General features: G+C 51.7%; 8 protein-coding genes, 2 tRNA genes and 2 pseudogenes. 8 read left to right on the top strand and 4 right to left on the bottom strand.

The window, feature by feature from the left end:
• Window positions 1-77: 77 nt before the first annotated feature.
• The gene (locus FDW92_RS08210; RefSeq protein ID WP_064507035.1) at window positions 78-410 is read right to left on the bottom strand and encodes an EmrE family multidrug efflux SMR transporter; all 333 of its coding nucleotides are present in this window, start codon (window positions 408-410) and stop codon (window positions 78-80) included.
• A gap of 79 nt (window positions 411-489) precedes the next feature.
• Entirely contained in the window at window positions 490-849 is a 360-nt protein-coding gene (locus FDW92_RS08205; RefSeq protein WP_042307650.1) for a hypothetical protein, read from the bottom strand.
• Window positions 850-1,131: 282 nt separating this feature from the next.
• Here FDW92_RS08205 and FDW92_RS08200 point away from each other — a divergent pair, with 282 nt between their 5' ends.
• Both FDW92_RS08200 and FDW92_RS23185 read left to right on the top strand, forming a co-directional pair.
• Window positions 1,132-1,518 (top strand): VOC family protein, encoded by a 387-nt coding sequence (locus FDW92_RS08200; RefSeq protein WP_042307648.1) that lies wholly within the window; start codon window positions 1,132-1,134, stop codon window positions 1,516-1,518.
• Window positions 1,519-1,530: 12 nt separating this feature from the next.
• A pseudogene (locus FDW92_RS23185) lies at window positions 1,531-1,768 on the top strand (hypothetical protein); the annotation flags it as partial.
• Between the two features lie 27 nt (window positions 1,769-1,795).
• Here FDW92_RS23185 and FDW92_RS08190 read toward each other — a convergent pair.
• A tRNA-Ser gene (locus FDW92_RS08190) sits at window positions 1,796-1,885 on the bottom strand.
• Between the two features lie 93 nt (window positions 1,886-1,978).
• Here FDW92_RS08190 and mtfA point away from each other — a divergent pair.
• The 3 genes from mtfA (at window position 1,979) to FDW92_RS08175 (ending at window position 4,375) form a co-directional block, all read left to right on the top strand.
• Entirely contained in the window at window positions 1,979-2,776 is a 798-nt protein-coding gene (gene mtfA, locus FDW92_RS08185; RefSeq protein WP_042307646.1) for a DgsA anti-repressor MtfA, read from the top strand.
• Between the two features lie 99 nt (window positions 2,777-2,875).
• Window positions 2,876-2,951, top strand: a tRNA-Asn gene (locus tag FDW92_RS08180).
• Window positions 2,952-3,112: 161 nt separating this feature from the next.
• Complete coding sequence (locus FDW92_RS08175; RefSeq protein WP_137400597.1) at window positions 3,113-4,375, top strand: integrase arm-type DNA-binding domain-containing protein; 1,263 nt, start codon at window positions 3,113-3,115, stop codon at window positions 4,373-4,375.
• A 541-nt stretch (window positions 4,376-4,916) separates the two neighbouring features.
• Here the strand turns inward: FDW92_RS08175 and FDW92_RS08170 are convergent.
• Window positions 4,917-5,803 (bottom strand): annotated as a pseudogene (locus FDW92_RS08170) (integrase domain-containing protein).
• 905 nt (window positions 5,804-6,708) lie between these two features.
• On the opposite strand from FDW92_RS08170, the gene FDW92_RS08165 reads away from it, so the two are divergent.
• From FDW92_RS08165 to FDW92_RS08155, 3 genes are read left to right on the top strand one after another with little or no spacing between them, the layout of a single operon-like run.
• Window positions 6,709-7,890: a DUF2169 domain-containing protein gene (locus FDW92_RS08165; protein WP_042307642.1), complete on the top strand. Its 1,182-nt coding sequence runs from the start codon at window positions 6,709-6,711 to the stop codon at window positions 7,888-7,890.
• The gene (locus FDW92_RS08160) at window positions 7,887-8,717 is read left to right on the top strand and encodes a DUF4150 domain-containing protein (RefSeq protein ID WP_249357163.1); all 831 of its coding nucleotides are present in this window, start codon (window positions 7,887-7,889) and stop codon (window positions 8,715-8,717) included. The genes FDW92_RS08165 and FDW92_RS08160 overlap by 4 nt, the downstream gene beginning before the upstream one ends.
• Window positions 8,680-12,474: an RHS repeat-associated core domain-containing protein gene (locus tag FDW92_RS08155; RefSeq protein WP_227255166.1), complete on the top strand. Its 3,795-nt coding sequence runs from the start codon at window positions 8,680-8,682 to the stop codon at window positions 12,472-12,474. The genes FDW92_RS08160 and FDW92_RS08155 overlap by 38 nt, the downstream gene beginning before the upstream one ends.

Here is a 12,474-nt window from a genome sequence, read left to right as displayed (position 1 = left end):
AAATGAAGCGGGCTTTTTTAGCGCACGGGGATAAGATCTGCTAACAGCGCCAGATATCCGACACTCTTTCAATAGAATTAATGTGGGGAAGATTTTGAAAAAATATTAATAACCAGAACCCCAGCGCAAATCAGGAACATGCCTGCGATCGCCGGGAAATCCAGCTTTTGCCCACTTACTAACCAGCCCAAAAGGCTGATTAATACGATTCCAGCACCTGACCAAATTGCATACGCAATGCCCGTTGGAATGGTCGACAGCGTCTGAGAGAGAAGATAAAAAGCAGTGCAGTAACACACAATGGTTGCTACAGATGGCCATAGGCGTGTAAATCCGTCAGAGAACTTCATCAGGGTTGTACCTATTACTTCAGCTATAATGGCCCCGGCAAGGAAAATGTATGAATTCAAAATCTGGCCCCATGTGACAATCTAAGACAATCATCGTATCACAAAGAGTTAGGTGAGTTTGAACACAGCCAAAACTACTTTAGCTTAGTACAAAAAGGCCGTCTGAAGCGTCGCGAGGTCTACTATGCGCGGACGTTGTGGTTAATTTTAACGTCACCATAGAGCTGACATCGGTCTGTGGATTGCCTGCTTCGAATGCCCAGCTTTCCATTTCCCTGGTAATTTTTTGCTTAGTATCAGCATCAACGACTCCATCAGGAAATCTGATATTTATAACTTTTCCTTTATCATCAATATCATATACAACTTTGAATTTATTGTTTTCATCCACCAACGTTCTTACCTCGGTTTTGCTGATTGTTTCACTTGCATGAGTACTAAAAGCTAAACCAGCAGACAAAGTAGCAATAAAAACCACACCAAAAATCTTGTTATTCATAATGTTACCCCCTCTCAAAGAAATAATGATAAATAGAAATCATTATCATTTCCACGGTTTATTTTACAGCTAAACAGGGTGTGGCAATACTGAAGGAGCAGAACTGGCACTGTCAGGGCACAAAGCCAAACCGAATCTGACAGTCCACTCAGTGTCGGCAGCAGACCGTTAGCAAGGTGAAGCATGATATTTCGGAGGCTCTTATGGACAAATGCAAAAGATAATCACATGTAAACTCAGCGCGATTGCAATGTTAAACGGTATTTCCCCTGGAGACCCCGGATGTTTACTCATATGCGTATTGCCAAACCCGTCAGCAATCTCGAAAGATCTTTTCTGATGTACAGCCAGGGATTGGGGCTACATAAAATTGCTGAATTTAACGATCATGAGGGGTTCAATGGAATAATGTTAGGGCGGGAAGACTTAGACTGGCACATAGAATTCACCTTTTGCCAAATCCATCCCGTTCAACCTTTGCACACTGAAGAAGATTTACTCGTTCTTTATTACCCTGATGCAAATGAATGGTCGCATGTCTGCGAAAGAATGAACGATGCTGGTTTCAGAATGACAGCGTCATTCAATCCCTACTGGGACGTGAACGGAAGGACATTTGTTGACCTCGACGGATATAGGGTAGTTATCCAAAACAAGTCGTGGGCATAACCTCAATAACTATTGCCATGTACCTTTCATGAACTCAAAGCCTGGGGGATATCAGATTACCAAGGCTCGAGAAGGACAAACAACTATTCTCAGGTCACAAAAATGAATGCAAGTTGTGGTTTATGACAGAAAAGTGAAAATTTTCCCCACACTGGATCTTCCGGTATTGAACAAATCAGAAGATGATGATGGCGAGCTTTATACTAAGCGAATATACCGACACTATACCAAGTGTGACATGAGTCGTTGAAAGGGATTGAGCTAAGTGTTTGAATAGTGGCGGAGAGAGGGGGATTTGAACCCCCGGTAGAGTTGCCCCTACTCCGGTTTTCGAGACCGGTCCATTCAGCCGCTCTGGCATCTCTCCGTTTTGGCGGTTGCCATGATGCCAGGTAATTTGGCATTTTAACAGACCCAGTTCCGTCAATTTCGTTCAAGTGACGAGTTTGCGAGCAAAACGATGATTAAGTGGCCCTGGAAAGAGCAAGAAACAGCCCGAAATGACGACTGGCCGTGGGATAACGCCCTGGCTATTCCGCTTCTGGTGAATCTCACCGAGCAAGAACAAGCCAGACTTATCGCCCTGGCCGAGCGCTTTTTACAGCAAAAAAGATTGGTAGCACTTCAGGGGTTTGAACTGGACCCGCTGAAAAGTGCGCGCATTGCTCTGCTCTTCTGTTTACCTGTTCTGGAATTAGGGATCGAGTGGCTAGATGGGTTTCATGAAGTTCTCATCTACCCTGCCCCATTTGTTGTAGACGACGAATGGGAAGACGAAATTGGTCTGGTGCACAATCAACGTGTCGTTCAGTCCGGGCAGAGCTGGCAGCAAGGTCCGATAATCCTCAACTGGCTTGATATTCAGGATTCCTTTGATGCCTCAGGCTTTAATCTGATCATTCATGAAGTCGCGCACAAGCTGGATATGCGTAATGGCGATCGCGCCAGCGGTATTCCGGCGATTCCTCTGCGAGATATTGCCGGCTGGGAGCACGACCTGCATGCCGCAATGAACAACATTCAGGATGAAATCGATCTGGTAGGGGAAACCGCATGCAGTATAGATGCTTACGCTGCAACCGATCCGGCCGAATGCTTTGCCGTATTATCCGAGTATTTTTTCAGTGCTCCTGAATTATTTGCTCCACGTTTCCCGGCTTTATGGCAGCGTTTCATCCTGTTTTATCGCCAAAATCCAATGCAACGGTTACGAGATAACCCCGAAGATGGCCATTATCGCTCATCAAGTGTGCATTAACACCGAATTTGAAGATTAATTAACCAATTGAAATGACGCGCTAATTTTACTGTTGACACCTCAGGGTGAGGTCAGTAATATGCGCCTCGTTCACACGATTCCTCTGTAGTTCAGTCGGTAGAACGGCGGACTGTTAATCCGTATGTCACTGGTTCGAGTCCAGTCAGAGGAGCCAAATTCCTGTTTTCAGGCGTGCTTATAAGTCCCTATTCAGTTAGGTTTCAATAAGTTAGCGTGAAAATATTTCCCAATGCGTGTCTGGTTTTCCCTGCGCATCCGGCGAAATTGGTGGTCTGATCTGGGGTCATTTCAGTTCGATAATGGAGTGACCACCATATGTCCCTGTCCGACGCGAAAATCCGCAGTATCAAGCCTTCTGATAAACCCTTTAAACTGACCGATTCTCAGGGTCTGTATCTGCTCGTCAATCCGGGCGGTTCACGCCTCTGGTATCTCAAGTATCGCTTCAACCGAAAAGAATCCCGCATCGCGTTAGGCGCATACCCGCAGGTCTCGCTTTCTGACGCCCGCCAGCAGCGCGACGGTATCCGTAAACTGCTGGCGCAGAATATTAATCCCGCACAACAACGCATGACTGAAAAAGCCGCCGCATCACCGGAAAAATGCTTTGAGGCCGTTGCGGTGGCATGGCACAAAACCAACAAGAAATGGTCGGCTGACTATGCAGAACGCATTCTTGCCAGTATGAAAAATCATATCTTTCCGGCAATTGGTCATCTGCCCGTCACGATGCTCAAAACGCAGCATTTCACGGCGTTACTGAAAGTTATCGAGGACAAAGGCTTTCTGGAAGTCGCGTCCCGTACCCGGCAGCAACTCTGCAACATCATGCGTTACGCCGTTCAGCAGGGACTGACTGAAAACAATCCGGCGCTGCATCTGGAAGGCGTCACCGCGCCGCCGATTAAAAATCACTATCCCGCCCTGCCGCTGGAGCGGTTGCCCGAATTGTTTGAGCGCATTGGCGACTACCAGCAGGGACGGCAGCTTACGAGGCTGGCGGTAGCGCTGACTCTGCATCTGTTTATCCGTTCCAGTGAACTGCGCTTCGCCCGCTGGAGCGAGATAGATTTCAGACACAAAATCTGGACCATCCCCGCCACCCGAGAGGCGATAGATAAAGTTCGTTTTTCAGGTCGTGGCGCAAAAATGCGCACTCCGCATATTGTGCCATTGTCCCGGCAGGCTATAGCTATTCTGAAGCAAATACAGGAAATCTCAGATCATCTGGAGCTGGTCTTCCCCGGCGACCATAACCCCTATAAACCGATGAGTGAAAATACCATCAACCGGGCGTTACGTCTGATGGGCTATGATACCAAAACCGACGTCTGCGGACATGGCTTCCGGGCAATGGCCTGTAGCGCACTGGTGGAATCTGAGCTCTGGTCGCGGGATGCAGTGGAAAGGCAGATGAGTCACCAGGAACGCAACAGCGTGCGGGCAGCATATATCCATCGTGCTGAACATCTCGATGCACGCAAGGACATGATGCAGTGGTGGTCAGACTATCTTGACGTAAGCCGCGAGGGGTACGTTGCACCCTATATTTATGCCCGGCGGCATAAAGCGGCCTGAGCCAGTAGCAGTATAATTTGTTAAAAATGAAAAAGCAGATCCGGATTTAATCCGGATCTGCTTTTTACGTTGCGCAACCACTGTCAGACAATCAGCACCAGCAACCGACTTGCTGGAACGCAATAGCTGCACCAGTTCAATATCATCGTTTACCTGCACCAGAAACTACCCGGTAAACATCGAACTGCACCAGTACTAAGACCTTTTCAGCCCTTTAGCCTTTTCCGGGCTGGCGCTGTTACCCTTACCAGCCCTTTACCCTTATGGCCTTCGCCTTTTCTGGCGCAACCCTTTTATTTTCGTCAGGCAGTAACCGGGATCTCTGCCACAGCCATTGATAGAAAATCGTACAGAATTATTTGGCCCCAAATAATTTTGCACGAAAACCGATTAATAATGATTTTTACGAAGGTAATACCTTTTAAAAAGCTATTTCCAATTAAAACTGAACAATTAAACAGTCATCACCGCATCATATTTGAGGTCAAATATGATGCGGCAGACAGCAATCGATCGTGGGGATAACGAAAGGTAATGGCTGTCAGTCAGTATCACCCCGCCGCCCGTACACCTGCGCCACATACCGTCCGCGCCCGTCGCCGTGCCCCAGATCCATCGCCGTCATCGCCAGTGCTTCTTTTTCACTGAATCCCTGCGTCAGATAATGATGGATCGCATCCTGCGCCCACGCATAGCGTAACGAATGGGGGAATACACGCCCGTTAAACCAATACGTGACGCCTGGCTGTGCCAGTATTTCATTGCACTTCTGAGATCCGGTTTATCGAGCAGCCTGTCATGACGGTTTTCTGCAACAGATAGCGCATTATCGAGTGCCTTTCTGACCGCCACAACATCCAGAATAACGGTTTCCCGCAGACGTCCGCCTTTGGTGCCAAACACCACCGTTAACCGGGATTCTTCACGCTCCAGAGCCTGCCGCCATGTCTTCAGAGACTGCGCACTCTGTACCGCTTCCTGCGAACGCAGCCCCATCAGACGGGAGAGTTCCAGTGCTGCCGCCAGACCCGGATCTTTTGCGCGGGCCGTCTCCAGCACGTCACGATAGTGCTCCGGCGTGATCGCCAGCTTTGTACCGTTGCGGGATGCGCCAGACAGACCAAGAGAACGGTTATTCAGCCGCTCACTCTGCGCCAGTTTGTCGCGCCCGGCCTGTTTCAGAATGCAGTGCACCGCCGCCATCTCATTTTGCAGGGAACGCTTTGTAATGCCCTGCGCCAGCCGTTCACGGACATAGCTTTCAACATGCCGCGCTTTCAGGTGTTCCACCCGGCGGATCTGCACATTCTGCGCCATCACCAGACGTTCACAAAAACGCTGCGCCAGCTTAATGCGGTCGTGAACGGTCTTATGGCTGCCTCCCGCCTGTTTCGCCAGCCTCATCATCTCCTGCGCCAGAATTCCTATATTTTCCCCTTTTAATGATTGCCTCAACTCCATAACCCAAAACTGATACAGCTTTCCCCGGCGCACAGGCCGATAGCCCCTGTTTTTTTGTCGGGGCTGCGAACGATACCTGAGCGCCGGGGCGGCAGCCGTTGAGGTGTTGCGGGGTGTCGGTTGTGCTCTCAGAGCAGCCGCCCGCCTGAGCGGGTCATCCCCCGGATCATCCTGATCCGCCTCGGTATCGGTTTGTGTTCTCCTTAATGCGTGAAATGGCCTGAAAAAGTGGTTTCAGAATCCAGCCATGAGCTGGCGCAGTTGAGTTGTCTGGTGCAGAGTTAAAGGGCTGCGTGCGTCACGGAATAAATTCCGACAGATGGCGAGAACCAGCGAAATCAACTGGTGCAATAGAACAGCAGAAAATAATGACCTCTGCCACAGTTTCTGTGGCCCGGCGTGTTACGAGGTTTGCGCCGGTAAAGGGAATGACCATCCTGAATAATTCAGGTGCTTCTTTCAGGCCATGAAGCAAAGGGCGTCGTCCGCAGACAACAGAATGCACGAAGGAGATTATCCCCGGACAGTGGTGAAATAAATGGAAAACTGAATTTCAGTATGTCAGTTTAAGCATTGCTTCAGACAATAACTCCGTACACAGAAACATATTCACCCAGAGAATTACTTAAAAATAATGCCACCCAGTTAAAAATACAATTAACAATATCAATCACATCATTGAATAATAATTTCGCATGCAACACCCAAATAATACATAAAATAATTCAATAATACAGACTTACCTCACATAACCCGCTTTCAAAAGACTTTCTAATTAATGCCACTCTGCAAGCGCATTATTTATATTCATCTACCAAATTAATAAAGCATAAGCAAACTCGGTTTTATATTATTAATCGGAAACATGATACATGGAATTTCGGAATCTGACGCCATTCGCAGTGATGGAATATGCGATGGACGATAAGCATGGCAAACGGTATCACGTCATTGCCATGAAAACCGGCTTTCGCCTTATGCCGAACCCTGAAGGGCAGTGGCAGACAATACTGATGGAATATCCGGCGCTGCCGTTATGCCTGGAGGATAAATTTTTCGGGGAATTAAATACCTCTCCGGTGAGGCAGGAAAGTGACCTTGCCCCCTTCAAACCCGTCTGCGACATCATCGTCAATGGAACGGCTTACACCCAGAATGGCGTCGCTGCGCCAGAAACGATCGCCGGTGTATTAATACACGCCCCGTCGGGTGAAATGATACTGGACAAAAGACTGCTTATCACCGGCCAGCATTTTTACCGGCAACAGCCATTAACCGGACAATGGCATGAAACAGCACCGGGGCCATTTACCTCCCTGCCGCTGAATTATCGCCACGCCTTTGGCGGTGAATGCCGCACCGAACCTGACAGCGAATATGCTGACCGCATCCCGGCAGAATACCGTCTGACCGACGAACAGCGGCGCGAACCCCCTGATCCGTTTAATTCCCCGCTGGCACACACGGTCTGCCCGGTAAACCCTCTGGGGCTGGGCTTTATGCAGTCATGGTATCAGCAGGCCGGTAAAATCCGGCAGGCCGAAGCGCCCCGAATCATCTCAGCTGAATATCCATTCACCCTTCATCATTTTATTGCCTGCCTGGACGGGAAAGCAGACGGGTCTGCACCTGAATTTCAGCCTGCGGGTTTTGGCTGTATCAGCCGTACCTGGCTACCCCGGCTGCCGCTGGCCGGGACTTACAACCAGGCATGGCTGGAAAACCGCCATCCTGACCTGCCGGAGGATTTTAATTTCCGCTACTGGAACTGCGCTCCGCATGACCAGCAAATTCCTTTCCCGGTCCCCGGTACAAGGTTCGTCCTGAGTGGCCTGCATCCTGAGGGTGATATCAGTTTTACATTAGCCGCCAGTCGGGCCGGCATTCTGCTGCGGATGGACTCTGGCGAATGTATTCCGCAGATGATGTGGACCGACACGCTGCTTATTGACACGGATGCCCTGACCGTCGAACAGACCTGGCGATATCTGTTACCCGTTAATTCGTCAGTACGGGTGATGGAAGCCCGTTATCACGTGACAGGAGAAGAATGATGGCGAAGAATTATATCGCCCGCCAGGACGGGCTGTGGACGGTCGTCAGCCTGACACCGGATGTCTGTAAAACCCCGATGGGCCCGGCCACGCCGCCCGTCCCTTATCCTGTTACCGCCAGTCTGGGTGATGCGGTGCGGGTTGTCCCGTCAGTCAAAGCGAACGGACATCCGGTGCTGGTACTGGATCAAAGTTTCGTTCCCGCGACAAAAGGCGATGAACCGGGTGTGGCTAAGGGAGTGAAAAGCGGTACGGTGGGTGATATCTGCGAGCCGCTGGAGCACAGCACCACCTTCAGAGTCAGCGGCAGGCCCGTTCTGCGTCACTTTGATACGTTCTGGATGAACGCCAGAAACACCACCGGCATCATTATCGGCCAGCCACCTGCCGCCAGTGTCATGGCAAAAGAGGCAGACCCACAGCCTGCTCCCGAAACGGAGAAAGAGCAAAGCTTCTGGGACATGATGCTGATGGTACAACTTGACCAGAGCCGTGCACAAATCGGGGCTGCTCCCGTCCAGCTGGATTTGGCCATTGGAGACCTCAAGGCATTCTGGAACCAGTTCCCGGATATGGTGACGATGATGGGCCAGGGTGCCGTGATGCAGCATGCCGGGGAAATGCAGATGAACGCTGTCATACTCTCAGCCACGGGTCAGGAGGCGCTGGGCAGGGATATGTACAACCTGGGGGTGGAGGTTCGGGAGCATGCCGGTGATTTTAACCTGGATGAATACCGTCTGGAGATGGATAACGACACGCAGGCGCTCGGCGGAAAAATTTATAACTATGGCTCTCTGGCACTGGGGGGGATATGGCCTGCTTAAAGGGGGATTTACGCTGGTGAAAACCCTGCGGGCCGCCAGGAAGCTTGCGAATGAAGGAAAGCATGCCGGTGAGTTCACCGCTGACTTGCTGAAAATAAAAAATGGCGAAAACGCTGTCGGTGATATGTCCCGCACCGAGAAACTGGCTGATGATGCCCTTCCCGACAGTGACAATGGAGCAATAGTTAAAGGCGAAGGCACGGATAATAGCGGTCAGGGTAATAACGCCAGTCAGGGCAATATGACGTGTACAGGTGACCCGGTGGATGTAGCCAGCGGCAGCCTCATTCAGGCTCTCAGCGTCCTCACCCTTCCCGGCACACTGCCTTTGACTCTCTCCCGCCTCTATCGCTCACAGGCACAAAGCGGTGGCATCTTTGGCCCGAAATGGACCGATGAGTGGTCAGTCTCTCTGACGGTACATGGTCGCAGTCTGCACTTTACCGACCACGAAGGCGTGGTGCTGTATTACCGCCTTCCACAGGACGGTGTTTTTCGCGATGCCGTTAACTCCCGCCAGGCATATTACCGGCTGTCGGGGAGCCTGCAAGAGGGTGTGCGCATATTTGACCGTCGCACGCAGCAGACGCAGATATTTTCCCCGGCAGGCCACGACATTTACCTGCTGTCTGCCATTCACGACCACCACGGCAACCGGATTGATTTTCTCCGCGCGGATAACCTGCTGACGGAAATTCGCCACAGCGATGGTTACGCGCTTTCGCTTGACTGGCAGCAGCGGCAACTGGTGAGCATCGACCTGGTCACGCCGCAGCGTCAGCGCCTGGTGACGTGCCGGTATGACAGTCACGGTTTTCTGTCAGAGTGCGATACCTTTCAGTTCTCACACCTGTGGCATGACTATTCTCCCGAAGGGTTTATGACCCGCTGGCGGGACACGGACAAAACCTGCGTGGATATCCGCTATGACACTCAGGGTCGCGTTATCAGCACCCTGTCAACGGAAGGCTATTACGACGACCGCTTTGTCTATAACGATGAAGAACACTGCACCACCTACATTGACGCCGAAGGCGGTGAAACCCGCTACTGGTATAACGAAGATGGTCTGGTCACCCGCAGCCTTGACCCGCTGGGCCGGGAAGAAACCACCGTCTGGGACAATGCCCGGCTTCAGTCGCGCACCGATGCGCCGGGGCGCACCACGGCGTACCGTTATAACCGGGAAGGTGACATCAGCCAGGTCGCTCTGCCGGGCGGCTACAGTCTGTACTACGACTACAACGAACACGGGCAACTTACCCGGCTGACCGCACCGGGTAATCAGGTCTGGCAATGGGCTTACGACGATAAAGGCAGCATGGCCAGCCTGACTGACCCGCAGGGGCGGAAGCAGCAGTTCAGCTACAGTGAACAGGGCGATTTACTCCGGCAGATTATGCCGGGCGGTGCCACCTGGCAGTGGGACTACAATCCCCTGCATCAGGTCCGTGAAACCACCGCGCCGGATGGCGGCGTGACGCAGACCGAACAGGATATCCTGGGCAGACTGCTGAGCGTGAAAGACCCGCTGGGCTTCACCACCCTGTTCCGCCACAGTCAGAGCCATGCCGGGCCTCAGGGCAGCGTGGAAGAAATCAACCGCCCGGACGGCGTGCGCGAACTGATGCGCCAGAACAGCGAAAAACTGCCGGAAAGTGTCACCGATGGCGAAGGTAAGACCACCCGCTACGAATATGGCGCGTTTGACCTGCTGACCGCTGTCGTGCGTCCGGATGGAGAACGGCTGGAATGCCGCTACGATAAACTCACCCGCCTGACTGAAATCGCCAACGCCGAAGGTGAATGCTACCGGCTGGAATATGACAAAGCAGGGCAGCTTACTGCAGAAACTGATTTTACCGGGCGCACGCTGACCTACGCTTACGATGCTGGTGGGCGCTGCATCCGCACCACCTTCCCCGACAGCACTCACCTGAACCGCCAGTACAGCGTCACAAACCAGGTGACCCACGAGGAAGTGACGCAGGGCGACAGTGAACGGGTGCTCAGTCGCACGACGTTTACCTACGACGCTTTCAGCCGCCTGGTCGAGGCTCGCAATAATGATGCCACCGTCACGTATGAATACGATGATGCCAGCCGGGTCACCGCCGAAACCATTAACGGCAGGCGCACGGAATATCGTTACGACCCCGACCAGGATACGGTCTCGCAGCGCACCACCGCCGGTATTACTGAGCACTTTACCCGTAGTCTTATGGGTGACCTGACCTCGTGGCAGATAGCGAACCATGCTCCCCTGATTTTTGAGCACGACCTGTGCGGCCAGGAAATATCCCGGCAGAGTGATGCCGGGTTCAGCCTCCGCCAGAGTTACACCCCGACGGGAATGCTGACTGACCAACAGACCGGTGACCTGAACGAACAGAATCCGCACTACCGGCGCAACAACACCCTGCACCGCCAGTGGCTGTATGACAAAGCGTACAACCTGACGATGATTGCCGATTCTCACCGGGGAACGATGGTCAACAGTCTCACGGCAAACGACCAGATAAGCCACGCCACCTGGACCGGCAGCAGCAGCGTACCAATGTGCGAAGAGCGTTTCACTTACGACAGAAACCTCAATATCTCCCGCCGCCAGACCTGGGTAAATGATGTACTGGAAAGCGAAGCTCACCAGCATCAGCAGCATGGACGTATGGTATCACGGGAATGCAAAGAATGGCGGCACTCAACACATCGCATTAACCCGGACAGCGGGATGCCGGAAGAAGGTAAATTTATCAGAGTCATCCGGGATGAGCAGACCACCTGGAAATACGATGCTAATGGTCGCCTGGTGGAAAAGCTGCTGGATAAAGGCGGCTACCGCCCGCTCACCTGGCGCTACCGCTGGGATGCGCGGAGCCAGCTAACAGGACTGGAAACCCCGGAAGGCGAACGCTGGGAATATAAATACGACCCGTTCGGCAGACGCATCAGCAAGCGCTGCACCAACAAGAACAAACCCGGAACAGATTTTCACTGGAACGGCGACCAGCTAACCGAAGAAATCCCGGTCAGCCCGGAAGGTACACCGGAATACGAAAACGCCATTCGCTGGATATACGAGCCGGGCAGCTTCACACCGCTGGCACGTTATGAGAAAGGACAACTGCACTATGCGGTGACCGATACCGTTGGACGTATTCAGGAATTACTGACCGAAGACGGCACCATTGTCTGGCGCGGTAAACAGCGACTGTGGGGCCAGGAAGAAGGCAGGAACAAAGAAGACGCCCCCACCTGTCGCCTGCGCTTTCCGGGACAGTATGAAGATGAAGAATCGGGGTTGTATTATAACCGGTTCCGGTACTATGATTGCGGGACAGGGCAGTATCTGTGCGCGGACCCCATAGGGCTAAGAGGTGGGTTAAATCCGTATGGATATGTCAAAAATCCGCTGAAATACATAGATCCGTTGGGTTTATGTAAAACAGAGATAAATAATGATGGTCCATTATTACCTGATTCAGCATGGCACAAGAATGCACCCCATCAAGTAACACCAGGTACAAGAGAATTGGAACATTATAAATTTAATCCTGATACAGGTGAACTTGAATATTCCACTGTTAAGTATGATCAATATGGCAGGCAGATCCAACGTACTGATTATAGTAATCATGGGTATGGTAATCCGTCGGCTCCAGATTATCATTCTAATCCTCATGTGCATGAGTATGAATATGGTCCTGGATATAGTCCAAAAGGGAAACAAACCAGAACTAATACAGGGGGGAATTGA

Origin of the sequence: Citrobacter sp. wls706 (genome assembly GCF_005281305.1) — a bacterium.
GTDB lineage: Bacteria > Pseudomonadota > Gammaproteobacteria > Enterobacterales > Enterobacteriaceae > Citrobacter > Citrobacter werkmanii.
This window is presented reverse-complemented; position numbering and strand designations above follow the sequence as displayed.

Excerpts from the sequence above, each read along its gene's own strand:
- FDW92_RS08205 (WP_042307650.1), bottom strand. The coding sequence starts at position 849 with ATGAATAACAAGATTTTTGGTGTGGTTTTTATTGCTACTTTGTCTGCT.
- FDW92_RS08200 (WP_042307648.1), top strand. The coding sequence starts at position 1,132 with ATGTTTACTCATATGCGTATTGCCAAACCCGTCAGCAATCTCGAAAGA.
- mtfA (WP_042307646.1), top strand. The coding sequence starts at position 1,979 with ATGATTAAGTGGCCCTGGAAAGAGCAAGAAACAGCCCGAAATGACGAC.
- FDW92_RS08175 (WP_137400597.1), top strand. The coding sequence starts at position 3,113 with ATGTCCCTGTCCGACGCGAAAATCCGCAGTATCAAGCCTTCTGATAAA.
- FDW92_RS08165 (WP_042307642.1), top strand. The coding sequence starts at position 6,709 with ATGGAATTTCGGAATCTGACGCCATTCGCAGTGATGGAATATGCGATG.
- FDW92_RS08160 (WP_249357163.1), top strand. The coding sequence starts at position 7,887 with ATGATGGCGAAGAATTATATCGCCCGCCAGGACGGGCTGTGGACGGTC.
- FDW92_RS08155 (WP_227255166.1), top strand. The coding sequence starts at position 8,680 with ATGGCTCTCTGGCACTGGGGGGGATATGGCCTGCTTAAAGGGGGATTT.